Below are 24,470 nucleotides of genomic sequence, written 5' to 3'. Positions count from 1 at the left end.
TTCTGTCTCCTTATCTGTTGACGATATAATCGTATAGATCATCTTGTATCGGTGTTTTCAGCTTGTATTCGATTTCCACCGCTTTGGCATCCGTGCCGGGCATCATGATTTCATGGCAGTGTCCTGTTGCCTGGATCTTGCCCATATAATAGAATTCTTTTGCGGTGTTGGCATCGTTTTTGTTTTTACGGATGAACAGGTCCATCTGCACGCCGAGCTTCTTTGCATGTAATGCGATCTGCACATCTTCAGAAGCTTCCGTGCGGTTGGATTTGGACAATGCGAGCAGCCGGTCGGGCGCAAGCAGCCGGTCGGCATATTTGATCGTTGCCGCAATGTCATCTTCTTTATCATAGTTGATGAAGACGGGGTAGGTCTTCGTTCGTTCATCGTATTTATAGCCGCCGATATTTAACGGCACCTGGTTCTTTTCCCACTCCAGCAGACGGCAGACATCTTCATAAGTGTATTTTGCGTAGAGGCAGAACGAAGTGTTTTCGTAACGCTCGGCGTATTTTTGGCGGCATCGGTGCAGCCCGAATTCGACCAGATCCGATACTTCCTGCCGGAATGATGGATCGTTCAGCGCTTGGGCAAAGGCATCGGATGCACAATAATCACTGCCGCATTCTTGGATCAGAATACAGTCCGCATATCGATTTTTTGCCGAACCAGAAGCAAAGTTGTTCGTCATCAGGTTGACCAGATTGATGCGGGTCCTGTCATCCGTTTCGATTTGATATTGATCGCGCAGTCTGTGAAACGTATCGCGGATCAGTTGGTTGGATCCGGCTAGTGCATATTTCACTAAAATGAGTTCATGCGGACGTTTGCCGGCGCCGAATTTGCGGGATAAAAATTCCAGGATATGTTCCTGCAGCGGAGTGAACCGGGTCTTGTATGCTTTTTCGTATTTTTTCAGAAAACAATGATAGGATCCCAATGAGTTCTGGTCGAAGATCCGGATCGGATCGATCGCCCCGTAAATATCGAAATCTTTCAGGTCCGGGATCCGTCCCAGTTTAAACCGCAGCTGCTGATAGGCTTCTTTGATCAGGCGCAGATCATTGAAATTCGCCATATCGATGGATTCATAGATCCGCTGGCGCGTGATCGGATCGAAATGCAGCGTTGAACTGCCGGGAATGATGCGGCTGCCTTCCTGCAGATAATGCCGTACGGTATCCTTATTGTATGAGCGGTCGCCGGACAGTGCCATCGGGATCATAAAATTGTTTTTATAGTTGCCGATAAAATCAATGACGACTACAAATTCTTTGCCTTTCGCTTTTCGCAGACCGCGGCCCAGCTGCTGCACAAAAATGACCACGCTTTGCGTCGGCCTCAGCAAGATCACTTGATTGATTTCCGGAATATCCACACCTTCATTGAAAATATCGACACTGAATAGATAGTCCAGATGATCTTCAAGTTCTTCCTGAGTCAGCCGGCGGATACAAGTTTCGCGATATTCCTGAGGATCTTCGCCGGACAGCGCTTCGGTGCGCAGACCGCGGGCGTTGAATTTTGCGGACAGCGCTTTGGCTTCTGCTACCGTCCGGCAGAATATCAGGCCCTTGACCCGGGCTCCGGAATAGCCGTAGTAGGCAGCTTGTTTCAGGATATAGTCGACGCGCAGGTCATCGGTCAGGGCGGCGAAGGTCGACGTATCATCGATCGTGCGGCCGTCCAGTTCCAGATCGCGGATGCCGAAATAATGAAAAGGACAGAGAAAATCCTCTTCCAATGCCTGCTGAAGACGGATCTCGTACAAGATATGATGATCAAACAGCTGGTAGATATCAAAGCCGTCGGTCCGTTCCGGACTGGCACTCATGCCCAGCCAGTATGCCGGCGTGAAATAATTCATGATGGTCTGATAGCTTGGAGCACCGGCACGATGTACTTCATCAATGATGATCACATCAAAGGCAGCCGGATCGAAGCGGGAGCGGATGTCCTTTTGTGCCATCGTCTGCATGGTCGAAAACAGATATTCGGCAGAAAAGTTTTTTTCATGTCCCGACAGCAGTCCGAACGTCCGGGTGTTTTTGAATACATTTTGAAAGGAAGCCATGGCCTGCCGGGCAATTTGTTCCCGGTGTACAAGAAACAGAACGTGTTTGACGTTCAATTCCTGCATCGCAAAAGCGGCGGCATAGGTTTTTCCGGTACCTGTTGCGGAGATGAGCAGACCTTTGTGTTCATGACGCTGTTTAGCTTTAAGGATCTGATGGATCAGGCCCTTCTGCATCGTGTTGGGCACGAGCCGTTTGACGGGTGCGGGTTTTGGCGCCGTTCTTTTCTGTTCATAGTATTCCTGGCGGTATTCTGTGCGGACCGCCGCATAAGGCTGGGTCTGTTTCGCTTCCCAATACGTATGGAATTCGTCCTCAACGCTTTTGGCGTATTCGCTTTCACCGATCGTCAGCACTTCGGTGTTCCATTCCTTATTGCGGGTCAGGGCAGACTGGGTCAGATTCGAACTGCCGATCAGAATATGCATGGACAGACCGTTACGGAATAGATATCCCTTGGTGTGGAAGCCGACTGAATCCTGGCAGCGATACATGCGCAGTTCCACATTATCCATGGCGTCTAGTTTATCCAGAGCGGCCGGGTCGCTGAAGTGCAGATAATCTGTGGTCAGGATGCGTCCTTGGATACCATTTTCCTGCAGCTCTTTTAAGGTCTGCAGCAGCGGCGTGATGCCGCCCAGGGTGATAAAGGCAACGCTCATCTCAAAAGCGGTGCAGCGGCTGAGTTCGTTTTCCAGCACAGAGAGAACTTTCTGACCGCGGCGAGGATCATTGCTCACAAAGATACTTTCCATGGTTCCATTGTACCCGGATTGTGAAAATCGATCAATGATTCCTGTTGACCTGTGTTACAATAGAACCATGGAAATGGAATATACAATGCGGGTGCCGGCCAAACGGTTTTATCAGGAACTGATGCAGTCGCTGGCCGGTGACATCGAACAGGCGACCGGAAAGAAGATCGCCCCGAAAACGATCCACAAAGGCTATACGTATAAGAAAAAGACCCAGGACGGAAAGGAATTTACGATTTGTGTCAAAGAGGTTGAAACGGATCATCTGTATACTTCGGTATCTCGTTCTGAGACCGAGGAAATCACGGTTACGTATGAATTGGAAACCTTGGACGACCAACATTGCCGGATCCGCTACCGTGATCATTATCATCGGCTGGATGGGCAGCCGGACTCCAATTGGCAGGTCAAGCTGATGGACCGGATCTCCAAACGCCGTCTGCGTAAATTGTTTAAGCGCATGGAACAGCATTTACTCAAAGGCAGCTAGGCTGCCCTTTTTTATAGGAGGGAACCAATGAAACTCTTTCATTTATCGGACCTGCACATTGGTTTAAAACTGATGAGCTATGATCTGCAGGACGACCAACAATACATTTTTACCCAAATTGCACAGTATGCGCAGCAGGAATGTCCGGATGTGATCTTGATCGCCGGTGATATCTATGATAAAGCAATGCCGCCGGCCAAAGCAGTGGATTTGTTCAATGATTTTGTGCGCCTGCTGCAGGAAGCCTGCCCGCAGGCTGTCCTGATGATGATCAGCGGCAACCACGACAGTGCGGCGCGCATCAACAGTTTCCGCCCGGTGCTGCAGAAGCAGAATATTTATATGATCGGCAAACCGCCGATGCATGAAGGAGAAAGCATCGAAAAGATCGTGCTCCACGATGCATACGGCCCCGTGAACTTCTATCTGCTGCCGTTTGTGAAGCCCTCGATGGTGCGGGAAATCGTCGGCGAGGGGCGCACTTATCAGGAAGCCGTGAATGAATTGATCCAGAAGGCAGCCATTGATCTGAAACAGCGCAATGTGCTGGTCAGTCATCAGTTTTATCTGCCGTTCGGCATGCCGGCTGAAGCTGTGGAGCGGGCCGATTCCGAGATGCGCACTGTCGGCAACATTGATGCGATCGCCGGCCATATCCTGCAGGCTTTTGACGTCGCGGCGCTGGGTCATATTCATAAACCGATGCGCCTGGGAGATGACTGTCATCGTTACTGTGGGTCGCCGTTGGCTGCTTCGGTCAGCGAAGCCGGGCAGCAGAAAGGCATCGTGGTTTATGATCTGCAGGAAAAAGGGCAAATTTCGGTTTCAGTCCTGCCGCTGCATCCCCTGCGTCAGGTTCGCGTGCTGAGCGGATCCGTTGAATCTTTGGAAGCGCAGGCCAGCGATGATTATGTGTCATTGATCGTTGAGAGGGCACTGGATGTTGATGAACAGGCGCGTCTGCGGCAGGCGTTTCCGCATTTGTTGGAGATCCGCCGCACAGATCCGCCGCACTTGTACCGACCGATACACAGCCGGCCGGAAATCGATCCATTTGAATTGGTTTGTGATTTTTTACCAGATCTTGATGAAGCCGAAAAAGAAATACTGAAAGACGTATACAATACTGTCCAGGAGGAAAATACATGAAACCCATACTACTGACCATGCAGGCGTTTGGCTCCTACGGCAAAAAAACAACGATCGATTTTCGAAGACCCAATCAAAATCTCTTTCTGATCACCGGCGATACAGGGTCCGGCAAGACGACGATCTTTGATGCGATCGTTTTTGCGCTGTATGGACATGGGTCCGGCGCTCGTTTTCAAAGTCAGTACGCCGATCTGAAGACCGAACCATATGTCGAGCTGCGTTTTGAGGATAAAGGCAAAGTATATACGATCGATCGGCATCCTCGTCATCTGCGCGCGTACAAGCGTGGTGAAGGAACGACCATGGAGCGGGAAAAGGTTTCCTTGATGATGCCGGACGGCACGATGTGCGAGACCCGGGAAATCAATCGGACAGTCGAAGAAATTATCGGGCTGGACCGGAAACAATTCATGCAGGTGGGGATGATCGCTCAGGGCGAATTTATCCATGTGCTGCGGGCCTCTTCGGATGAAAGAAAGGTGATCTTCCGAAAGTTGTTTCATACCGATGTATACCGCAGAATGATCGATGAACTGAAGAAACGGAAAAATGCGGAAGACGAAACCATCCAAGCGATCCGCCGCCGCTGGCATGAAGCGCTGCATCAGGTTCAGACCACGGATAAAGCAATGCAGGCATCGATCAAAGCGTTGTCGGAACAAGAACTGAATGCCGATATGATGACGGCTTTTCTCGCAGAGTTGGAACAACAATGTACCCGGGATGCATTGGAACAGACACGGGCGGAAACCGCTCTGCATCAAGCAGAAACAACACGGGATGCGGCCCGCAGCGCCTATGCGAAAGCGGAAAACCTGCAGAAATCATTCGCAAGCCGGGATGAAGCAGAAAAAGAGCTGGAAGTCTGCCGACAGCAGGAGAAAACGATCCAGCAGATGTCCGTGACGATCCATAAGGCAGATGAAGCCTTCCGCATCCGCACGCTCGATCAGCTTTATCAAGATCAGCATCGCCAGACTAATCAGCTGCAGACGGAACTGCAGGAATGTCAGGCGAAACTGCCGCAGGCGCAGAACACCTTGAAACAGGCACAGGAACAGCTGCAGAAAGCGGAAGAAACAAAACAAATCTGCGATGAGGCCGGTGTGCGTACAGACAGCATCGTGAATGCCTACTTGGAAATGGATCAAAAGATACGGGAAGCTGATCAAAAACTTGAACAAACCCGTTGCTTGAATGAAGAAGCGCAGCGTAAAGCCAAGAACCAGATCGAACGGTACGAAACCTGGCAAAAAGAAATACAAGCCAAGACAAAGCAGCGTGACCAGCTGCAGGATGTGCCGGCTGCCTATGCGCGCTGGCAGAATGAAACCGAGCGATTGGACCGGCTGCAGAAGGCCTATATACAGTGGAAACAAAAAGAATCGGAGGCGGCCGCCTTGAAACAAGCAGCCGCCAAAGCACAGGATCAATATTTGAAGTCCCGTAAAGATTGGCAGAACTGCAGCGAACAGTATCAAACGTTACATACTGCTTTTCTTGATGCGCAGGCAGGCATCCTGGCCCGTGAAGCGCTGCAGGAAGGAAAACCATGTCCGGTCTGCGGTTCGCTCGATCATCCGCATCCTTGTGATCTGCCGGAAGATCTGCAGGATCTATCGCGTGAAGCCGTGCAGGATGCGGAAAAAAAGGCACAGGCAAGCAATGCGATCATGAGCGCGGCCGCGAAACAGGCACAGACCGCTGCCCAGCAGGCAGCTGATGCCGCGGCGGCTGCCGAACAGCTGTATGCCGATTTGGAACAAACGCTGCATCTGCAGAAAGGGGAGCAGGCAGAAACCAGGCTGACACAAAAAACCAAGGAAAATCAAGAAGCCGGCGATCAGCTTATGCGGCAGATCAAACAATTGAAAGAGCTGCAGGCCTGGCTGCAGGAAGCAGAACGTTTGAAAACGGATCGGGAACAGGAACTGACGGATGCCAAGACGGCGGCGCAGACGGCTGCCGACGCATATCTGCAGGCAGAAACGCAGCGGAAGATGCTGAAGGAGGATCACACATTTGAAAATCCGGCAGCTGCCGAAGCCGTTCGACAAAAAGCGCAGGAACAAAAGGCCAAAGCAGCAGCGGCTGCCGCAGAGGCAAGACGGCAGGCAGATCAGGCACAAAACGAATGGCAGCGGCTGCAGACATTGATCGGACGTGATCAAAAAGCGTGGCCGGCTGCCCGTCAGGAGGAACAAGAACGGCTGCAGAAACGGGATGAATTGATCAAACGAACAGGACAGATCGACTGGGAAGAAACAGCCGCTCGTTTTACGCCAGCTGATGTCGAACAAAACCGCCGGATCGTCAATGATCATCAAGTCCGCAAAGCCAAGGCTGAAGAATTGATCCAGGCAATGGATCGGCTGATCGGCGCACAGGTGCGCCCGGATCTGGAAGCATTAAAAGCGCGGATGATCACGGCAGACAGCCGACGGGAACAACAGCGTCAGAGATTGGATGACGCATTGGAACAGAGCCGAAACAACCATCGGATCCATCAACAATTAGAAGCAGATTTATCCCGCAATGCAGAAGCGGTGAAAAAACATCGCCGGCTGCAGGAGCTGTATGCACAGCTGGCCGGCAACGTATCTGGCTCCCGCATGGATCTGGAAACCTATGCACAGCGAATTTATCTGGAACAAATTCTGGAAGCAGCCAATGAACGCTTTCGGGAAATGACCGACGGTGCCTATGAACTGCGGATGGTCGATCTGGACAAAGCCGGCACCGGCAAGAACCGCGGGCTGGATTTCATGGTGTATTCGTCGGTCAACGAGGCGGAACGGGAAGTGAGCACCTTATCGGGCGGCGAGTCTTTCATGGCGGCGCTCTCACTGGCATTGGGCATGGCGGATACGATCCGGGCCGAAAAAGGTTCCATCGATCTGGATATGTTGTTTATTGACGAAGGATTCGGTTCGCTGGATGATCATGCCCGTGATCAGGCGGTGCGCATCCTGCAGAAAATGGCAGGCACCCGTCAGATCGGCATCATCTCGCATGTGACGGAATTAAAGCAGGGAATCGAGGATCAGCTGATCGTTTTCAAAGACAGTGACGGCAGCCATGTACACTGGCAAATCAGCTAATATTCTGTCTCAGAAAGGTGTACACGTGCTATAATACTGAATATGACAGAACAAGAACAGGAATATATCGAGTTGGTGCTGCAGAGGGATGCGATGAACCAGGAAGCCAACCGAAGCTACATCGAATATATGATCGAATTTGGGGATCGGATCCTGCATCTGGAACAGCTGAAGACAGCGTACGGCGAAGCGCAGAATCGCCTGCAGTACTGCCAGAACAGGACCGATGCGCACCAGCCGATCCGGCAAAATGAAATGGATGAAGCGGTCGATGTCGTGATGGCGGATGCCCGCCGGCATCTGGATGATCTGCAGGAACGACTGGAATATTGTCAGAAGATGCCGCTGACATCGAAAAAGCACGATGCGTTCGTCAAGGAGACCTATGCCGCGTATGCCCGCCGGATCCATCCTGAAATCCATCCGGAACTCTATCCGGACGAAGCCTTGAATGATGCTTGGAAGCATCTGCAGGCATGCTACTTGGACAATAATTTTCAGGGCATGGAAGAAGTCAAAGAACATCTGGATCCGATGCTGGCAGAGAAGCCGGAGCCGGATCATCTGCAGGTGGATAAATTGAAATCCAAGATGCACGGTGTGCATATGGAAATCCAGCTGATCAAAAATCACAAACCGTACCAATATAAATATATTTTAGCTAGTGAAAAGGATATTGATGAGAAAAAACAGGCATTGGATCAGGAAATTGCCGCTTATGAAAAAGCCATCCGGCGTTTAGAACGGCTGATGCGGATCTTCCCGATCGATCACACTGTTTCATGATCATAGGAAGGGGATTTTATCATGAGTATGAAGAATAAGATTATCGCAGTCGTAGTACTTGGTGTCGCAACCATTGCGCTGATGGTCTATGCGATCAGCTTGACCGGTGCCGAAAAAACGGAAATCAAGCACAAGAGCCTGACCTTTGAATACGGCGATGCCGTCAAAATTACGAAGGCTGATGTTTTCGGCAAAGCGGATGTCGATCAGTTTCATGCCGATACTTCATCGATCAAGCAGCAGGACAATAAAGATATAGCGGCCTTGGGAACCTATAAGGTCAAGATCACTTATACCGATGCCGCGGGTTCGGAACAAGGCACCATCACGGTCCATATCAAAGATACGAAGAAACCGGAATTCACGAAGGCACCGGCCAGCGTAGAAGTAGAAAATGGTGAATCCGATCACGATTTCAATCAGGACTTTGCAGCCGAAGACTTGAGCGGTGTAAAACTGACATTTGATACATCGAAAGTTGACTTTGCGACGGCCGGTGAATACGATGCGGCCGTGACAGCCGAAGACGGTCAGGGCAATAAAACGGAAAAGAACTTTAAGGTCGTTGTCAAAGCAGCTGAAACGACCGAAGATACGAGCACAGCAGCGGATACAACGACGACAACCGATACAACGGCAACAACCGATACGACCACGAATACGACCGGAACGACCGATTCAACAACATCAAGCTATAACGCCAATACAAACTATGGCTATTACGATGCCAACGGCAACTACATCCCGTACAGTCAGCAGACGCAGACAACCTATTCGGGCAGTTACGTGGATGAAAATGGAAATACCGTGTATTATTAATTCTGTATGAATCAAGAAAACCTTAAAGGATGGTTCGGATTGGAGAAAGAAAATCTCCGGGTCAACGAAAGCGGGTATATTGCCCGCACACCGCATCCGTTCTCGGATCCGCATATCGTCCGCGACTTCAGTGAAAGTCAGCCGGAAATCAATACATCTGTTTGGCCGGATGCACAGTCGGCCATCAATGAATTGAGCCGGTATAACTTAGAGATGAAAACGATGCTCAAACAGCAGGGAGAATACCTGTGGCCGTTTTCCAATCCGCCGTATATCCGGAATCAATACGATATCCCGATCGCGGATTTCGGTCTGGAGCACGCCGAGAAAACCGAGTACCGCAAGCATCTGGCCCAGCGGTACGGCCGCTATAAGATGGCATTCTCCGGCATCCATGTCAACTATTCATTTGACCGTTCAGTTTTAGAACGGCGGTTTCGAAATCAAAATGGATCATTCCGCGATCTGAAGGACCGCTTTTATCTGGATCTGGCCAAACAGCTGCTTGTCTATGGCTGGGTGCTGACTTGCCTGACGGCGGCCAGTCCGATCCTCGATATGTCTTATATCGAGAAGGGGGTCTGCGGCAGTGACTTTTTCAATGGGATGGCCAGCGTCCGCTGCAGCGAACTGGGCTACTGGAATTTCTTTACGCCGATCTTTGATTTTACCGATATCAATGCCTATGCCGACAGTATACAGCGTTATATCGATCAGGATTTATTGAAAGAAGCGGCGGAGCTCTATTATCCGATCCGTCTGAAACCGGCCGGACCATATAGTCTGCAGGCACTGCGCAGCGACGGTGTCGACCATGTGGAACTGCGCATGGTGGATGTCAACCCACTGTCACCGTGCGGATTAGATGGACGTGATGTGCAGTTTGCGCAGCTGTTTCTGGTCTGGCTGGCCGATTTGCCGCCCGTGGCTCTGACGGTCAAAGATCAGGTGCAGGCGGTCCAGAATTTTAAGAGCGCAGCGCATTATGATCTCAAGACGGTGTTGATCCAGCTGCCGGATGGAACGACAGGGACAGCCGTACGTATCGGCAGAGCCGTGCTGGAACAAATGATGAGCTATTACCGCGGTACCTCGGAAGAGATCCAAGCGATCCTGCGGTTTGAATATGAAAAGTTTGAAAATGAAAACAACCGTTATGCTAATCAGATCCGGAAACTGTATACGCCGCATTTTGTAGAAAAAGGATTGATCCTGGCCAAGGAGTAGATTTTGACATCCCTGACGGAATTCGGTATCATGGTTGTGTTTTAACGGAGGAACTATGGAAGGAATTGCCACTTGGTTTGCGTCCACATTGGGACAGTATATATCGGCAAAAGCCGTGATCTTTATCGTATCATTGATGCCGATCCTGGAATGCCGCGGCGGCTTGATCGTGGCATCATTGCTGAAAGTCAACATCTGGGAAGCGATTCCCATCTGTATTATCGGAAACATTTTGCCGATCCCGTTTATTCTGCTGTTTATTAAGCGGATCTTTCGATGGCTGAAACGTTTCAAATGGTGGAAACCAAAAATTGAAAAACTGGAAAAACGCGCCATGAACAAAAGCTCGGACATGAGCAACGGAGAATTTATCGGCCTGCTGCTTTTTGTGGGCATCCCGCTGCCGGGCACCGGTGCCTGGACCGGCTCATTGATCGCCAGTCTGTTGGAAATGGACATCAAGCGGGCCTCTGTCGCAATTTTTCTCGGCGTGCTGATGGCGACCGTCATTGTTTCTGCTTTATCGTACGGATTATTAAGCGCAATATAGACAGGAGCAATCTTGTCTTTTTTTATAATTGAAAAGGAGGAAACAATATGAAATGGATGATCGCATCCGATATTCACGGCTCTGCTTATTATTGTAAAAAGACCATTGAGGCCTTCAGCACGGAACAAGCGGATCGCTTGCTGCTGCTGGGAGATATTTTATATCACGGCCCGCGCAATGATCTGCCGCGGGATTACGATCCAAAAACGGTCGTATCTTTTCTAAATGGACTGACCGATAAAATTTTCTGCATCCGGGGCAACTGTGATGCCGAAATCGATCAAAAAGTTCTGGACTTCCCGCTGCTGCCGGCGATGGCTGTTCCGTATAATGGTCATATCCTATATGTATCCCATGGACATACACCGAAGCCGGAACTGCAGGACGGCGATCTGTACCTGCAGGGCCATACCCATGTACCAACCTGGGATACGACGTTGAACCCGGGTTCGACGTCGATCCCGAAAAAGGACAGCCGACACAGTTATATGATCTGGCAGGACAACAAGTTTGTCTGGAAAGATTTGAATACTGGTGCTGTGTATCAGACAAAGATCTGGGAGTGATCCATGTTTTTCATGATAGGTTTCTTTCCGCGGGAGAAGGAAATAGCTGTGGTGCCGCAGATCTGCTTTCATTGCGGCAGCTATGGCTCCATGCATGTTTTTGTCCGTTATAACCAGCTGGTTTTGTTTTTTATTCCGGTCTGGAAAGGAAAGAAAGAGTATTATGTGCAGACGACGTGCTGCGGCGGTTCGTTTGCGCTGGATCCGGCCGTTGGGCAGCGCCTGGAACGCGGCGAAGACGTGTCGATCACGGCAGCGGATGTCGAACCGCTGAACGTACCGCGGGTGTGCCCGCATTGTCATCGGCCGGTGCATGAGCAGGATGTATACTGCCCGTACTGCGGCAGCCGCCTGTAAAAGAAAGGAAAATGAAGATGGAGAGAGTTCGTGTTGAGCAGAAAACATCCGTACGGAACAGTGTGCTTCGTTTGGTCCTTGTGGCCATCGCGATCGTACTGCAGGTTACATACATTATCAATTTCTTTAACGCGTTTGTGTATCATACGACCGAGGTCCAGCTGGCCATTACGTTTTTCTCCGCTTTGGTTGCATTGTGGATCTATGGCAAAGATGCCAATTCTCAGTTTAAAATGCCTTGGATCATTCTGATCATGGCTTTCCCGATCGTCGGTCTGGTCATGTATGCGCTGATGGGACGGGCCAATTCCAACCATCGGATGCGGGTGCGTTATGAGAAGATCGATGCCCGTTTAGATCCGATGTATCACCAGGATCCGGACGTACTGACGCAGATGGAACAGGAAGATATTGCGGCAGCTAATCAGAGCCGGCTGATCTGGGAACAAGGCGGTTATCCGGTCTATCAAAATACCCAGATGGAATATTATGACAATGCAGCCGATGGCTTTGAAGCACAGAAGCAGGCACTGCGGAAAGCGGAACATTTCATCTTCATGGAATATCATGCCATTGAAGACAAAGAATCCTTTGCGGGCATGAAATCAATATTATATGAGAAGGCAGCACAGGGCGTGGAAGTGCGCATCCTTTATGATGATGTCGGCAGCATCGGTTTTCTGAATCGGCAGTTCATCAAGGAAATGGAAGAGCACGGTATCCAGTGCCGGGATTTCAACCCGGTGATGCCGCTGCTGCTGGTATTTATGAACAACCGCGATCATCGCAAGATCACCGTGATCGACGGCAAGGTCGGTTTTACCGGCGGATACAATCTGGCTAATGAGTATTTCAATATCACGCATCCATATGGCTATTGGAAAGATACCGGCGTCCGTTTGATCGGCGATGCGGTCAATAGTCTGACGCTGACCTTTTTACAAATGTGGAATGCGGTCAAAGACACGGATGTGAATGAGGAACAATATTTGGTCAAAAGTGAACAAGTCGGCAGTGACGGCTACATTCAGCCATATGCGGATATGCCGCTGGATAATCTGAATCTGGCGGAAGATGTCTACATGAATATCATAAACAATGCGAAGCATTATGTATATTTCGTGACGCCGTATTTGGTCATTACGGATGAACTGACGCGCATTCTCTGTCTGGCCGCCGCCCGCGGTGTGGATGTGCGCATCGTAACCCCGGGCATCCCAGATAAAAAGATCACCTATATGATGACCCGTTCTTATTATCGTCAGCTGGTCAAACATGGGGTGAAAATTTATGAATATACACCAGGATTCTGCCATGTGAAAATGTGTGTCAGCGACGATGAGGCGGCCACTTGCGGGTCCATCAACCTGGATTTCCGCAGTCTGTATCTGCATTTTGAAAACGGCGTGTTCATGTACAAAAACCATGTCGTTCAGGACATTAAGGCAGATTTCGAAAACATGTTTGAAGAATCCCGTGATGTCAGCGAGAAGTACCGACAGCCGGTCAATGTGCTGGTGCGCACGTGGTGGGCGATCCTGCGCCTGATCAGTCCGATGTTTTAAAAAAGGCGGAACTAGTCCGCCTGCGGTACATCCACGATGGATAATTCGATTTGTTCGGCATCGGTGTACTGCTTGAGCAGATCTTCAAATCCGAGCAGGACATCGGCGATATCTTCGCTGCCAAAAACATAAAATACGGTCAAAATATGCCGGCTTTGTTCCGTGATCATGGCCCGGGCGCTGTCCCGTGTCGGATTGCCGAACGGGCCGGTTTCGTCGTACAGCACCGGCAGGTGCGCAATATTGAAGCTGTGCCCATGAATGTCCTGGTAAGAGCTTGGCTCCGGTGCGATATCGAATATCACATGACCTTCGAGCTGATCGATATCGTAAGAACCGATGGAATAACCGGTCATGATCGATACGCTGTTCTGCAGGTCGACGATGGCATTGACTGCCGGCAGCGTATGTTTCTTGGCAACCTGGCGCAGCAGGGCTTCGCCGGCATTGCGGTATTTGGACGGGCTTTTGCCGAATGCTTTATAGGCCTCACGCGTTTCATGCACGGCCGGCAGTTTACTGATCTGATCGCCGGGAACGGCTTCTTTGCATGCGGCTTCGACAGCTGCCCGGATGGCTGGATCCGATGGTTTGACGCTGACATCATAACGGACCAGACCGAGCTGCGTCTGCGGCCAGCGGTCCGATAATTTTTTTGAAATATAAACTTCCATGTTTCCCTCCTGTGGATAATTGTATATAATGAAAGTGCTTGATGTCAACGAGGAGGAAACACGTACGAAAAGTCGAACTGTTTTTTTAGTCGATACCGAAAATATCGGCTCCAGCTGGACCATTCTGCTGGAACGCAAAACCAAGCTCGATCGTATTCTCCTGTTTTATACCGAGAATTCTCCGTATATTTCCTATCCCGATATGAAGTACATCTGTCAATATCCCAATGAGTTTGAAATGGTCGCATGCAACACGGGACGAAACGGGCTGGACTTTCAATTGGTCAGCTATTTAGGGTACTTGTTGAAGTCGGCTCCGAAAACGCGTTATGTGATCTTTTCCAACGATACCGGATATGATCCGGTCGTACAGTTTTGGTGCCAGCGCGGCATCAAATTATCGCGGATCAGTCAACGGGAGATCGAAGCGAAGCTGCAGGCTTCACAGCCAAAACCGGCAGCGAAACCTGAAAAAACAAAAAAGCCATCGCAGGCTTCAGCCGATGATTCGAAATTACCGGCTGTTGCGGATGACAAGCACCAAATCGTGACCGATATGGTGAAGCGGCAGAAAATGCCGAAAGACAAAGCCACCAAAGTTCGCTCGATCCTTTTGAGCGAGGATCTGAACAACCTGGCCGATATTCATAACGACCTGGTCAAGAGCTTTGGCGTCGAAGAAGGCTCACAATTATATAAACAATTGAAACCGGACATTCATAAAGCATCAAAGTAACATCAAGCAGAAAGGAAGAGCGTCTCTTCCTTTTTTTTGTTGACAGGAACTGTGAATGACAATAAAATGAATATAAATCCAATATATAAGAAAAAGGAGACCGATGATGAATGTTCAGGAAAACGTATCTGAAAATCTGAAGGAGATCCGCAGGAAAAAGCAGATGACCTTAGAAGAGGCTTCCCGCCGGACCGGTGTATCCCGGAGCATGCTTTCAGCCATTGAAAAAGGCGACGCCAATCCGACCATTTCCGTACTTTGGAAGATCGCCAATGGGTATAAAGTAAAATTTACTTCCTTGATCGAAAACCAAAAACAGGAGAACCAGGTCATCCGGGCAGCGGACGTAATGCCGCTGACCGAAGGTGACGGCCGCTACATCAATTATCCGGCGTTTCCGTTTGATGAAAAGCGCCTGTTTGAAACATACCGCATTCGAATCGATGCCGGCGGCAGCTTGGAAGCCAAGCCCCATATGCCCGGCACCGAAGAATTTATTACCGTTTTTTCCGGCCAGGTAAACATTACCGCCGGGGAAGAAATATTTGATTTAAACGAAGGAGATTCTGTGCACTTTTTAGCGGATGTACCGCATGCTTACCGCAATACGGGCACAGAAACGGTTTGGCTGTCGATGATCTTGTATTATCGGCCGCTGTGAGAAGGAGGATAATATGTATTCATTTGCGTGTGATTATTTGGAAGGCTGTCATGAAGACGTGCTGAAGGCACTTTGTGAAACGAATATGGAACAGGCACCGGGTTATGGGGCGGATCGATTTACGAAACAGGCAGCCGATGCGATCCGCAGCGCCTGCCAGGATGAACAGGCATCGGTGTATTTTGTGAATGGCGGCACCCAGACCAATCAACTGGTCATCGATACGATGTTAGCGCCGTACGAAGGGGTCATCGCCGCGCAAACCGGTCATATCAATGTCCACGAAGCCGGCGCCATTGAATGCACCGGGCACAAAGTGCTGGCCCTGCCGGAAACCAACGGGAAACTGTCAGCTTCAGATGTGGATGCTTACGTACAGCGCTTTTACCAGGACGACAATCATGAACACATGGTTTTTCCAGGTATGGTGTATATTTCGCATCCGACTGAATATGGAACATTGTATTCTGCCGATGAGCTTCGTCAGCTTGCCAAGGTCTGTCACGCCCATCATTTGAAACTGTTTCTGGACGGGGCCCGTTTGGGATACGGACTGGCTGCCGATGATACCGATGTGACCTTGCCGTTGATCGATGAACTTTGCGATGTCTTTTATATCGGCGGCACGAAGGTCGGTGCTTTGAACGGTGAAGCCATTGTTTTTCCCGGCGGCAAAGAACCAACGCATTTTTTGACGCAGATCAAGCAGCACGGTGCACTTTTTGCCAAAGGCCGCTTGGTCGGTGTTCAATTTTTGGCTTTATTTACGGATGATCTCTATCTGCGGATCAGCCGGCATGCGATCGAAGCAGCTAAACAGATCCGACAAATCTTCGAAGCAGCCGGATGCCAATTTTATATTGATTCGCCGACCAATCAGCAGTTTATCATCTTGGAAAACAACGTCATGAAAGAGCTCAGCCGCTGGGTCGAATTTGGTTATTGGGAAGACTACGACGAAGATCACACAGTCGTGCGGTTTGCGTCCAGCTGGGCTACGACCCAGGAAGGTATTGAGGAATTAAGACAAGCGGTTTCCCGCTGTCTGAAGCAGACAAGCATGAAACTGGTGCAGGGAGAAGAAAAAGATCTTTCGGCCGCCATGGACATGATCAATGCCGCAAAAAGATATCTGCATGACTGCGGCGTCGATCAATGGCAGACAGGTTATCCTGATGAAGCGTGCATTCTGGAGGATCTGCGCAGCAAGAAAGGGTATTTTGCGCAAGTCGGCGATCAAAAGATCGGCTATCTCTGTATCGATTTCAACGGCGAACCGGCGTATGAACATTTAAATGGTTCCTGGCATACCGATCTGCCGTATGTCGTGGTACACCGGATGGCATTTTCCGACCAGACCCGCGGGCACGGCTTCAGTCACAAAGTCTTTCAACTGATCGAAGAATTGAGCGCATCCAAAGGAATTTATTCTTTCCGGGTGGATACCGATGCGGACAATCAAAAAATGAAACATATTCTTTCGCAGAACGGTTTTCAATACTGCGGTACGATTTGGTTCGATCATAGTGAGAAGATCGCTTTTGATAAAAAGATCGGTTCTGAAACAAATGAAAACATGTAAGAACTTTTCAGGCTGTCTTGACAATTTGCCTTGTTCCCTATATATTTATAACTAATCAAGGACAATGATGGGACATAGTATTTAAGTGGTAGTTTTAGAGAGACTTCTTGGCCGGTGGAAAAGAAGAGCGAAACTTGAAGAACACCTCCCGGAGTCATATATGCGAAACCAAGTAGTGTATATCGGAAGTCCCCGTTATCGGACTGGAGTGTGATAGCACTCGACGAGGTCATTTATGTGAGTAAATGGCGAAATAAGGTGGAACCACGTTGCAGCAGCGTCCTTATGGGGCGCTTTTTTTGTATCAGAAACAAGGAGGTCATATGAATCAGATTCGCATTCCCTTCGGCATGCGCGACATCCTGCTGGATGAGTGCACGGCCAAAAAACAACTGCAGGACCGTATCGAACAAGTATTCCGATCCTATGGATATCGGGAAATCGAAACCCCGACATTAGAATTTTATCAAACGTATGAAAATGCATTCGCCGATGCGCAAGGTGACTTTGATGATCGTGAGATGGTCAAAGTAATCGATCAGGACGGCAAGATCCTCGCGATGCGGATGGATATGACCGTGCCGATCGCCCGGGTCTGTGCTTCGAAATTTTCCAAGATCGACCCGCCGTACCGTCTGCGCTATTGTTCCAGCGTTTATAAAATGCGTCAGGCTTTTGCCGGCAAGCGCAGCGAAGTCAGTGACTGCGGTGTCGAACTGATCGGTCTGGATTCCCAGCACGATATCGAGGTGCTGTGCTGTGCGCTGGATACGATGGCAGCCTTCGGGCTCGAAGATTATCAGCTGGAAATTGGCAACAGCGACTTTTTCAAACAAGCGTGCCGGGCTTTGAATCTGAATAATGTACAGACCAAGACCCTGGCGGATCTGATCGACCGCAAAAGCATGGTCGAACTGCAAGATTATGTTGCTGGACTGCAGATTTCAGATCAGGCCTCGACCTTCTTTATCGAACTGCCGATGTTAGGCGGACAGCCGGATGTCTTGAACAAGGCGCTGGCCTATTGTTTTAACGATGAATTACGTCAGGAAGTGGACTCTCTGCTTCATATCTACGATGCACTGAAAGAACTGGGTTATGCCGATCATGTGACGTTTGATCTAGGCAAGGTGCCGCATCTGGATTATTATACCGGTATCATATTTGAAGGATTCGTGCCGGGCGTCGGTCATAGTGTATTGAGCGGCGGCCGCTATGATCAGCTGCTGAATAAATTCGGCCGGGATCTGCCGGCCTGCGGGTTCGGCGTCAAGCTGGACTATCTGACGGAAGTCATGACGCCGGAACCGGAACCAACCGTAACGTTGTATTATCCGCTGTCCAAACAAGTGGAAGCGCTGAAATTGGCCCGGGAACTGCGGAAAAAGCAGCCGGTGAAGATGGTCGTCCGGGAAAACGGCGACGTGGAGGTATCCAAATGAGTATATCGATCGCATTGACCAAGGGCCGTCTGGAAAAACAAACGGTAGCGATGTTGGAGGAAAGCGGCTACGGCATCGAAAAGCTGAAAGACAAAGGCCGGGCATTGGTTTTCCCCGATACCAAGAAAGATATCCGTTATTTTCTGGTCAAATCCAATGACTGCATCACGTATGTCGAACATGGCGTCGCTGATCTGGGCGTCGTCGGCAAGGATACATTATTGGAAGGCGGCAAAGATTATTATGAAATGCTGGATCTGAATATCGGCAAATGTAAATTTATTTTAGCCAGCCTGCCGGAAATTGATCTATTGAATAAAGTCGGTCATATTAAGATCGGCACCAAATATCCGAATGTGGCCCGTGCCTATTTCAATCAAAAAGGCATGGATGTGGAGATCATCAAGATCGACGGTTCGGTCGAACTTTCGCCGATCCTCGGTTTATGCGACGGCATTGTCGATATCATGGAGACCGGTACGACATTGAAAGAAAACGGACTGGTCGTGCTCGACGATGTCTGTCCGATCAGCGTCCGCGTCATCGTAAACAAGGCCAGCTTCAAGATGAAACGCGATGAAGTGATGACGATCATTGAAGATTTGGAAAGGATCGTGAAGAAACATGCTGAAGGAAATCAGTAAAGACAATCCCGCTGTACTGGCGGATTACCTGCAGAGCCGGGCCCAGGAAATTTCGGCCGATATCTTATTAAAAGTGACAGAAATTTTAAACGATGTCCGAACGAATCAAGACGAAGCTTGTAAAAAATACACAAAGCAGTTTGATCACCAGGACATCGAGACATTCAAAGTTTCGCCGGAAGAACTGGATGCGGCCATCCAACAATGTGACCCGGCTTTCTGTGACGCGATGCGTCAGGCAAAGAAAAATATCGAATATTTCCACCGGGCGCAGGTGCGTCAGTCCTATATTCTGCAGAAAGAAAAAGGCATTTATCTCGGACAGCGGGTGCTGCCGTTAGACAGTGTGGGCATCTATGTGCCGGGCGGACGCGCTCAATATCCAAGCAGCGTGCTGATGAACGCGATCCCGGCGCATGTCGCCGGCGTAAAGCGCATCGTCATGGTGACGCCGCCGGACGAGAATGGTTCGATTCATCCAAACATTGCTTTTGCCGCGCAGCTTGCCGGTGTGACCGAAATCTATAAGATCGGCGGCGCTCAGGCCATTGCTGCGCTGGCCTATGGCACGCAGCAGATCCCGGCGGTGGATAAAATCGTCGGACCGGGCAATATTTTTGTAGCAGCGGCCAAGAAGCTCGTTTACGGCAAGGTGGACATTGACATGATCGCCGGCCCGAGCGAGATCCTCGTCGTGGCTGACGAAAAGGCCAATCCACGTCATGCGGCAGCCGATCTGCTCAGCCAGGCGGAACATGACCCGATGGCCAGCGCGATCCTGCTGACGACGTCGCGCACGGTGCTTGATGCGGTCAATGATGAATTAAAGAAACAATCGGTCAAGCTGCCGAAGCGGGAAATCGTGGAACAAAGTCTGGCCAATTACGGCAAGGCCATCGTCTGCGATTCCATCGAAGAATGCATCCATTTCGCAAATGAAATTGCACCAGAGCACTTGGAACTGATGATCGAAGATCCGATGAAATATCTGGGTCAGGTCCGTCATGCGGGCAGTGTCTTTATGGGATATTATACTTGTGAAAGCATCGGGGATTATTTCGGCGGCACGAACCACGTTCTGCCGACCAGCGGTACGGCCCGTTTTTCCAGTGCGTTAGGCGTGGACAGCTTTATCAAAACGTCCTGTTTCCTGCATTATACGGAAGAAGCGCTGCAGGCCTACGGCCCGCAGATCATGACGATGGCCAAGGAAGAACATCTGGATGCACATGCGAATGCCGTGAAAGTGAGGATGGAAAATGAGTAAGAAGATCCAAAGTTATACTGCCGCAAAACAGGAAGGTATCCTGCTGAATGCCAACGAATCATCTGAAAATCTGGATGACGATATCATCGCAGAAATTCAGGAAGCTATGCCGACGATCGCGTTTAACCGTTATCCGTCGGAAACGGAGCATGAACTGGAGGCAGCATATGCCAAAGCCAAAGGCATCGATGCTGATCAAGTCATGGCCGGCAATGGTTCCGATCAGATGCTCGGGTTTTTGATCGGGCGTTATCTGGGAAAAGGCAAGACGCTTTATACCTACAGTTTAGATTTTTCGATGTTCGATTATTATGCGAGCACTTATGAAGCGGATGTTTTCAAATATGAAATCAATGAGGACGGTTCCTTTGATATTGATGATTTCATTCAAACCGGCAAACAACGCCCCGTGGATCTGGTGGTTTTCAGTAATCCGAACAATCCGACCGGGCATGTTTTAAAGGTCGATGAAGTCAAGAAGATCGTTGAAGGATTTGCGCCGATCCCGGTCATCGTGGATGAAGCTTATATGGAATTCAGTTCACATTCGATGCTTCATGAAGTCGAGAACTTTGAGAATTTATTTGTCACCCGCACGTTATCCAAAGCCTATCAGCTGGCGGCTTGCCGGCTGGGCTTCCTGGTGACATCGAAAAAGAAGATCCCGGAACTGCGCAGCAGTTTTGTGCCATATGCATTAAATTCTGTCAGCCGCAAGATCGGTACAATTGTTTTGAATCACGCTGAGCGTTTTGAGGGAAAAATTGCCGAAACGAAAGCGGAACGTGATCAGATGTACGATGCGATCAAAGACTTCCAGTCGTTCCGTTTCTATCCCAGCGCTGCCAACTTTATTTACGGCCGCTGTGACCATAAACCGGAACTGCTGGCTTTGTTTGAACAGGCCGGTATCGTGATCCGGAATTATGACAGTCCGGCTTTCCGGCTGTCGATCGGCAGTTCGGCAGAGAATCAAATGGTCCTTCATGTACTGGAGGAATATGAAAGAAGGTTCGGAAAATGAGAAAAGCAGATGTAGAACGTAACACCAAAGAAACTCGGATCAAATGTGAAGTGAATCTGGACGGCAGAGGCGATGCCGTTGTCGATACCGGTATCGGGTTTTTTGATCACATGCTGACGTTGTTTTCCTTTCATTCTAAAATTGATTTAAAAATGGTCGCCCACGGCGATTTGAATGTGGATGACCATCACACCGTCGAAGACTGCGGCATTGTTTTAGGCGAAGCCGTCCGCAAGGCGCTGGGAAATAAAATCGGTATCGAGCGCTATGGCTCATTCAACTGCCCGATGGACGAAACATTGGCCAACGTGACGCTGGATATCAGCGGCCGGCCGTATCTGGTCTATCATTGTGATCTGACCCGGGATACGGTCGGGACATTCTCATGTGAAATGACGGAAGAATTCCTGCGTGCGTTTGCGGTTGCTGCCGGCATTACTCTGCATGTCAATGTCTATTACGGCACCAACGATCATCATAAGATCGAAGCCATCTTCAAAGCGCTTGGCCATGCGATGAAACAGGCAGTAAAAGTCACCGGCGATACCGTGTCGTCCTCCAAAGGAGTGCTGGTATGATCGGGGTCATCGATTACGGCATGGGCAATCTGCGCAGCGTGGAAAACGCGCTCCGTGCCCTTGGACATGATTGTGTCATCACCGGTGATCCGGCGCAGCTGGCTGTCTGCGAAAAGCTGATCCTGCCAGGGGTCGGTGCATTCAAAGACTGTATGAAAAACATCCACGAGGCTGGCTTGTATGAACCAATCAAGAAGATGGTCAATGAAGATAAAAAACCGCTGCTCGGGATCTGTCTGGGCATGCAGGTGATGTTTGAATCCGGAGAAGAAAATGGCTATACCGAGGGGTTCGGCTTCTTAAAAGGCCGGATCGTGAAGATGGAAGCGGAGCATCTGCGCATTCCGCATATCGGCTGGAATCAATTAAAACAAGCCGAGCCCAATCCGATCCATCAACAGCTTGGTCACGATCCTTATGTTTATTTCGTGCATTCGTACTATGCACAGGAGTATGATCCCGCCCAATTGTGGGGCTATTGTGAATACGGGCCGCTGAAAGTGCCCGGAATGGTCGCAGCCGATCATGTGCTTGGCTGCCAGTTTCATCCGGAAAAAAGCGGACCGGATGGTTTGAAAATTTTACAATATTACGTGGAGGAATTCGGATGATCGTATTACCGGCAATTGATATTATTGACCAAAAACCTGTACGGCTGTATCAGGGGGACTACGGGAAGAAGGAAATCGTCGGCGAAAGCGTCGCCGAGATCGCAAAAATGTTTGAACAGGCGCATGCCGATTATATTCACATGGTCGATCTGGACGGCGCCAAGACAGGCAAGAAAGAAAATGCAGCCTTGATCTGCAAAACGGCCCAGTCGGTACGCGTGCCGGTCGAAGTCGGCGGCGGGATCCGGACCATGGATGATATTTCGTTTTATTTGGAACGAGGCGTCTCCCGTGTGATCCTGGGAACGGCGGCCATGCACGATGAAGAACTGGTCAAAAGCGCGGTGAACCGTTATGGCGAAAAGATCGCAGTCGGTCTGGACTGCAAGAATGGCTATGTGCAGGGCTCCGGCTGGCTGGAAGACAGTCAGCTGTATTATCTGGATTTTGCGAAAAAGATGGAAAGCCTCGGTGTGCAGACGATCATTTTTACGGATATCCAAACTGACGGTACGCTGCAGGGACCGAATTTAGATATGCTGAAGCAGCTGAAAGAGGCCGTTTCGATCCAGATCACGGCCAGCGGCGGCATCCGGGACCTTTCCCATATTCGCGCATTGAAAGAATTGAATATCTACGGTGCCATCGTCGGTAAATCGATTTATGCGCATACGCTGGATCTGAATGAAGCCATTGCTTTATGCAAGGAGGGATAAACTATGTTGACAAAAAGAATCATTCCCTGCCTGGATGTCAAAGACGGGAAAGTCGTCAAAGGGATCAACTTTGTCGGGCTGAAAGAAGTCGGCGATCCGGTGGAGCTGGCCCGCATGTACTATGAACAAGGGGCCGATGAACTGGTCTTTTTGGATATTACCGCCACGCATGAACATCGGGATACGATGGTGCGTGTGGTAGAACAAGTTGCGCAGCAGATCTTTATTCCGTTTACGGTCGGCGGCGGCATCCGGACCATCGAGGATATCCGGCGGATCTTACGGGCCGGTGCGGATAAGATCAGTTTAAACAGTGCAGCGGTCCGCGATCCCGAACTGATCCGAGAAGGAGCACGGATCTTCGGTGACCAATGTATCGTACTGGCGGTCGACGGCCGGATGCGTCCGGATGGTTCCGGCTGGAATGTCGTCATCAACGGCGGCCGCATCGATACCGGAATGGACGCGTTGGAATGGATCGACCGCGGCGTTGCGTTAGGCGCCGGAGAGATCCTGCTGACAAGCATGGATACCGACGGGACCAAAGACGGCTATGATCTTACCTTCTGCAAAGCGGTCCGTGATCGGGTGAATGTGCCGGTGATTGCCAGCGGCGGCTGCGGAAAGCTTGAACATTTCTACGATGTTTTTGCCCAGGAAGCAGCCGATGCAGCTTTAGCTGCCAGTCTGTTTCACTATGGGGAACTGACGGTGCAGGATGTGAAACAGTATTTGGATCAGAAAGGAATTCCGGTACGCATATGATCAAGATCGATTTTGAAAAAGGCGGCGGTTTGGTGCCGTGCATCGTACAAGATGTGAAATCCGGACAAGTATTGATGTTAGGATATATGAATGAGGCCAGTCTGCAGAAGACATTGGATACCGGTCTGGCGACCTATTGGTCGCGCAGCCGGCAGGAACTGTGGACAAAAGGAGAAACCAGCGGCCATTATCAGCACGTACAGAATATTTACGTTGACTGCGACGCAGATACGATCCTGCTGGAAGTGATCCAGGACGGAGCGGCGTGCCATACGGGCCATTACAGCTGTTTTTATCGGGATCTCGACGGAAAGGAAATATAAG

Annotated in this window: 24 protein-coding genes and 1 other annotated feature; of the genes, 22 read left to right on the top strand and 2 right to left on the bottom strand. The window is 50.0% G+C overall.

Features of this window, described 5'->3' with window-relative positions:
- Positions 1-10: 10 nt before the first annotated feature.
- Positions 11-2,833: a DEAD/DEAH box helicase gene (locus HNQ47_RS01815; RefSeq protein ID WP_183326939.1), complete on the bottom strand. Its 2,823-nt coding sequence runs from the start codon at positions 2,831-2,833 to the stop codon at positions 11-13.
- A gap of 73 nt (positions 2,834-2,906) precedes the next feature.
- Between HNQ47_RS01815 and HNQ47_RS01810 the strand changes: the two genes are divergently transcribed.
- From HNQ47_RS01810 to cls, 10 genes are read left to right on the top strand one after another with little or no spacing between them, the layout of a single operon-like run.
- The gene (locus HNQ47_RS01810) at positions 2,907-3,323 is read left to right on the top strand and encodes a DUF3284 domain-containing protein (protein ID WP_183326937.1); all 417 of its coding nucleotides are present in this window, start codon (positions 2,907-2,909) and stop codon (positions 3,321-3,323) included.
- Positions 3,324-3,350: 27 nt separating this feature from the next.
- Positions 3,351-4,472 (top strand): exonuclease SbcCD subunit D, encoded by a 1,122-nt coding sequence (locus tag HNQ47_RS01805; RefSeq protein WP_183326935.1) that lies wholly within the window; start codon positions 3,351-3,353, stop codon positions 4,470-4,472.
- Positions 4,469-7,576 carry an AAA family ATPase gene (locus HNQ47_RS01800; protein WP_183326933.1) on the top strand — a complete coding sequence of 1,036 codons (3,108 nt, stop codon included), beginning with the start codon at positions 4,469-4,471 and terminating at the stop codon, positions 7,574-7,576. The genes HNQ47_RS01805 and HNQ47_RS01800 overlap by 4 nt, the downstream gene beginning before the upstream one ends.
- A gap of 42 nt (positions 7,577-7,618) precedes the next feature.
- Positions 7,619-8,362 carry a hypothetical protein gene (locus HNQ47_RS01795; RefSeq protein ID WP_183326932.1) on the top strand — a complete coding sequence of 248 codons (744 nt, stop codon included), beginning with the start codon at positions 7,619-7,621 and terminating at the stop codon, positions 8,360-8,362.
- 27 nt (positions 8,363-8,389) lie between these two features.
- Entirely contained in the window at positions 8,390-9,181 is a 792-nt protein-coding gene (locus tag HNQ47_RS01790; RefSeq protein ID WP_183326930.1) for a hypothetical protein, read from the top strand.
- Between the two features lie 6 nt (positions 9,182-9,187).
- The gene (locus tag HNQ47_RS01785) at positions 9,188-10,408 is read left to right on the top strand and encodes a hypothetical protein (protein WP_183326928.1); all 1,221 of its coding nucleotides are present in this window, start codon (positions 9,188-9,190) and stop codon (positions 10,406-10,408) included.
- Positions 10,409-10,463: 55 nt separating this feature from the next.
- Positions 10,464-10,958 (top strand): COG2426 family protein, encoded by a 495-nt coding sequence (locus HNQ47_RS01780; protein ID WP_183326926.1) that lies wholly within the window; start codon positions 10,464-10,466, stop codon positions 10,956-10,958.
- A 47-nt stretch (positions 10,959-11,005) separates the two neighbouring features.
- Positions 11,006-11,524, top strand: coding sequence for a phosphodiesterase (yfcE, locus tag HNQ47_RS01775; protein ID WP_183326924.1), 519 nt, complete (start codon positions 11,006-11,008; stop codon positions 11,522-11,524).
- Positions 11,525-11,527: 3 nt separating this feature from the next.
- Positions 11,528-11,881: a zinc ribbon domain-containing protein gene (locus HNQ47_RS01770; protein WP_183326922.1), complete on the top strand. Its 354-nt coding sequence runs from the start codon at positions 11,528-11,530 to the stop codon at positions 11,879-11,881.
- A gap of 17 nt (positions 11,882-11,898) precedes the next feature.
- Complete coding sequence (gene cls, locus HNQ47_RS01765; protein ID WP_221247928.1) at positions 11,899-13,446, top strand: cardiolipin synthase; 1,548 nt, start codon at positions 11,899-11,901, stop codon at positions 13,444-13,446.
- A gap of 11 nt (positions 13,447-13,457) precedes the next feature.
- Here cls and HNQ47_RS01760 read toward each other — a convergent pair whose 3' ends face one another.
- Positions 13,458-14,120: a B3/B4 domain-containing protein gene (locus tag HNQ47_RS01760; protein ID WP_183326918.1), complete on the bottom strand. Its 663-nt coding sequence runs from the start codon at positions 14,118-14,120 to the stop codon at positions 13,458-13,460.
- 28 nt (positions 14,121-14,148) lie between these two features.
- Between HNQ47_RS01760 and HNQ47_RS01755 the strand changes: the two genes are divergently transcribed.
- The 12 genes from HNQ47_RS01755 (at position 14,149) to hisI (ending at position 24,469) form a co-directional block, all read left to right on the top strand.
- Entirely contained in the window at positions 14,149-14,856 is a 708-nt protein-coding gene (locus HNQ47_RS01755; RefSeq protein WP_183326916.1) for a PIN domain-containing protein, read from the top strand.
- 103 nt (positions 14,857-14,959) lie between these two features.
- Positions 14,960-15,517, top strand: a complete 558-nt coding sequence (locus tag HNQ47_RS01750) for a helix-turn-helix domain-containing protein (RefSeq protein ID WP_183326914.1) — start codon at positions 14,960-14,962, stop codon at positions 15,515-15,517.
- A gap of 13 nt (positions 15,518-15,530) precedes the next feature.
- A complete protein-coding gene (locus HNQ47_RS01745; RefSeq protein ID WP_183326912.1) occupies positions 15,531-17,099 on the top strand; it encodes a GNAT family N-acetyltransferase in 1,569 nt (522 codons plus the stop codon).
- A gap of 55 nt (positions 17,100-17,154) precedes the next feature.
- Positions 17,155-17,387 (top strand) — a binding site (T-box leader).
- Between the two features lie 35 nt (positions 17,388-17,422).
- Positions 17,423-18,541, top strand: a complete 1,119-nt coding sequence (gene hisZ / locus HNQ47_RS01740) for an ATP phosphoribosyltransferase regulatory subunit (protein WP_183326911.1) — start codon at positions 17,423-17,425, stop codon at positions 18,539-18,541.
- A complete protein-coding gene (gene hisG / locus HNQ47_RS01735; RefSeq protein ID WP_183326909.1) occupies positions 18,538-19,185 on the top strand; it encodes an ATP phosphoribosyltransferase in 648 nt (215 codons plus the stop codon). The genes hisZ and hisG overlap by 4 nt, the downstream gene beginning before the upstream one ends.
- Positions 19,166-20,452: a histidinol dehydrogenase gene (hisD, locus tag HNQ47_RS01730; protein ID WP_183326907.1), complete on the top strand. Its 1,287-nt coding sequence runs from the start codon at positions 19,166-19,168 to the stop codon at positions 20,450-20,452. Before hisG ends, hisD begins: the two co-directional genes overlap by 20 nt.
- Entirely contained in the window at positions 20,445-21,476 is a 1,032-nt protein-coding gene (locus HNQ47_RS01725) for a pyridoxal phosphate-dependent aminotransferase (RefSeq protein WP_183326905.1), read from the top strand. Before hisD ends, HNQ47_RS01725 begins: the two co-directional genes overlap by 8 nt.
- Positions 21,473-22,054, top strand: a complete 582-nt coding sequence (gene hisB / locus HNQ47_RS01720; RefSeq protein WP_183326902.1) for an imidazoleglycerol-phosphate dehydratase HisB — start codon at positions 21,473-21,475, stop codon at positions 22,052-22,054. The genes HNQ47_RS01725 and hisB overlap by 4 nt, the downstream gene beginning before the upstream one ends.
- A complete protein-coding gene (gene hisH / locus HNQ47_RS01715; protein WP_183326899.1) occupies positions 22,051-22,665 on the top strand; it encodes an imidazole glycerol phosphate synthase subunit HisH in 615 nt (204 codons plus the stop codon). Before hisB ends, hisH begins: the two co-directional genes overlap by 4 nt.
- On the top strand, positions 22,662-23,381 hold the full coding sequence (gene hisA / locus HNQ47_RS01710) for a 1-(5-phosphoribosyl)-5-[(5-phosphoribosylamino)methylideneamino]imidazole-4-carboxamide isomerase (protein WP_183326897.1): 720 nt from the start codon (positions 22,662-22,664) through the stop codon (positions 23,379-23,381). Before hisH ends, hisA begins: the two co-directional genes overlap by 4 nt.
- 3 nt (positions 23,382-23,384) lie before the next feature.
- Entirely contained in the window at positions 23,385-24,146 is a 762-nt protein-coding gene (gene hisF / locus HNQ47_RS01705; protein ID WP_183326895.1) for an imidazole glycerol phosphate synthase subunit HisF, read from the top strand.
- Positions 24,143-24,469: a phosphoribosyl-AMP cyclohydrolase gene (gene hisI, locus HNQ47_RS01700; RefSeq protein ID WP_183326893.1), complete on the top strand. Its 327-nt coding sequence runs from the start codon at positions 24,143-24,145 to the stop codon at positions 24,467-24,469. Before hisF ends, hisI begins: the two co-directional genes overlap by 4 nt.
- Position 24,470: the final 1 nt, after the last annotated feature.

The organism is Catenisphaera adipataccumulans (assembly GCF_014202755.1).
Lineage (GTDB): Bacteria > Bacillota_I > Bacilli_A > Erysipelotrichales > Erysipelotrichaceae > Catenisphaera > Catenisphaera adipataccumulans.
The sequence above is the reverse complement of the archived record's forward strand: the minus strand, read 5'-3'. Positions and strand labels throughout refer to the sequence as shown.

What these genes read in the sequence shown, in the direction of transcription:
- HNQ47_RS01790 (WP_183326930.1), top strand. Translation starts at nt 8,390, where the DNA reads ATGAAGAATAAGATTATCGCAGTCGTAGTACTTGGTGTCGCAACCATT.
- hisB (WP_183326902.1), top strand. Translation starts at nt 21,473, where the DNA reads ATGAGAAAAGCAGATGTAGAACGTAACACCAAAGAAACTCGGATCAAA.
- HNQ47_RS01815 (WP_183326939.1), bottom strand. Translation starts at nt 2,833, where the DNA reads ATGGAAAGTATCTTTGTGAGCAATGATCCTCGCCGCGGTCAGAAAGTT.
- hisI (WP_183326893.1), top strand. Translation starts at nt 24,143, where the DNA reads ATGATCAAGATCGATTTTGAAAAAGGCGGCGGTTTGGTGCCGTGCATC.
- cls (WP_221247928.1), top strand. Translation starts at nt 11,899, where the DNA reads ATGGAGAGAGTTCGTGTTGAGCAGAAAACATCCGTACGGAACAGTGTG.
- hisZ (WP_183326911.1), top strand. Translation starts at nt 17,423, where the DNA reads ATGAATCAGATTCGCATTCCCTTCGGCATGCGCGACATCCTGCTGGAT.
- yfcE (WP_183326924.1), top strand. Translation starts at nt 11,006, where the DNA reads ATGAAATGGATGATCGCATCCGATATTCACGGCTCTGCTTATTATTGT.
- HNQ47_RS01795 (WP_183326932.1), top strand. Translation starts at nt 7,619, where the DNA reads ATGACAGAACAAGAACAGGAATATATCGAGTTGGTGCTGCAGAGGGAT.
- HNQ47_RS01770 (WP_183326922.1), top strand. Translation starts at nt 11,528, where the DNA reads ATGTTTTTCATGATAGGTTTCTTTCCGCGGGAGAAGGAAATAGCTGTG.
- hisA (WP_183326897.1), top strand. Translation starts at nt 22,662, where the DNA reads ATGATCGTATTACCGGCAATTGATATTATTGACCAAAAACCTGTACGG.
- HNQ47_RS01810 (WP_183326937.1), top strand. Translation starts at nt 2,907, where the DNA reads ATGGAATATACAATGCGGGTGCCGGCCAAACGGTTTTATCAGGAACTG.
- HNQ47_RS01760 (WP_183326918.1), bottom strand. Translation starts at nt 14,120, where the DNA reads ATGGAAGTTTATATTTCAAAAAAATTATCGGACCGCTGGCCGCAGACG.
- hisF (WP_183326895.1), top strand. Translation starts at nt 23,385, where the DNA reads ATGTTGACAAAAAGAATCATTCCCTGCCTGGATGTCAAAGACGGGAAA.
- HNQ47_RS01785 (WP_183326928.1), top strand. Translation starts at nt 9,188, where the DNA reads ATGAATCAAGAAAACCTTAAAGGATGGTTCGGATTGGAGAAAGAAAAT.
- hisD (WP_183326907.1), top strand. Translation starts at nt 19,166, where the DNA reads ATGCTGAAGGAAATCAGTAAAGACAATCCCGCTGTACTGGCGGATTAC.
- HNQ47_RS01800 (WP_183326933.1), top strand. Translation starts at nt 4,469, where the DNA reads ATGAAACCCATACTACTGACCATGCAGGCGTTTGGCTCCTACGGCAAA.
- hisH (WP_183326899.1), top strand. Translation starts at nt 22,051, where the DNA reads ATGATCGGGGTCATCGATTACGGCATGGGCAATCTGCGCAGCGTGGAA.
- HNQ47_RS01745 (WP_183326912.1), top strand. Translation starts at nt 15,531, where the DNA reads ATGTATTCATTTGCGTGTGATTATTTGGAAGGCTGTCATGAAGACGTG.
- HNQ47_RS01750 (WP_183326914.1), top strand. Translation starts at nt 14,960, where the DNA reads ATGATGAATGTTCAGGAAAACGTATCTGAAAATCTGAAGGAGATCCGC.
- HNQ47_RS01755 (WP_183326916.1), top strand. Translation starts at nt 14,149, where the DNA reads ATGAAAGTGCTTGATGTCAACGAGGAGGAAACACGTACGAAAAGTCGA.
- HNQ47_RS01725 (WP_183326905.1), top strand. Translation starts at nt 20,445, where the DNA reads ATGAGTAAGAAGATCCAAAGTTATACTGCCGCAAAACAGGAAGGTATC.
- HNQ47_RS01780 (WP_183326926.1), top strand. Translation starts at nt 10,464, where the DNA reads ATGGAAGGAATTGCCACTTGGTTTGCGTCCACATTGGGACAGTATATA.
- HNQ47_RS01805 (WP_183326935.1), top strand. Translation starts at nt 3,351, where the DNA reads ATGAAACTCTTTCATTTATCGGACCTGCACATTGGTTTAAAACTGATG.
- hisG (WP_183326909.1), top strand. Translation starts at nt 18,538, where the DNA reads ATGAGTATATCGATCGCATTGACCAAGGGCCGTCTGGAAAAACAAACG.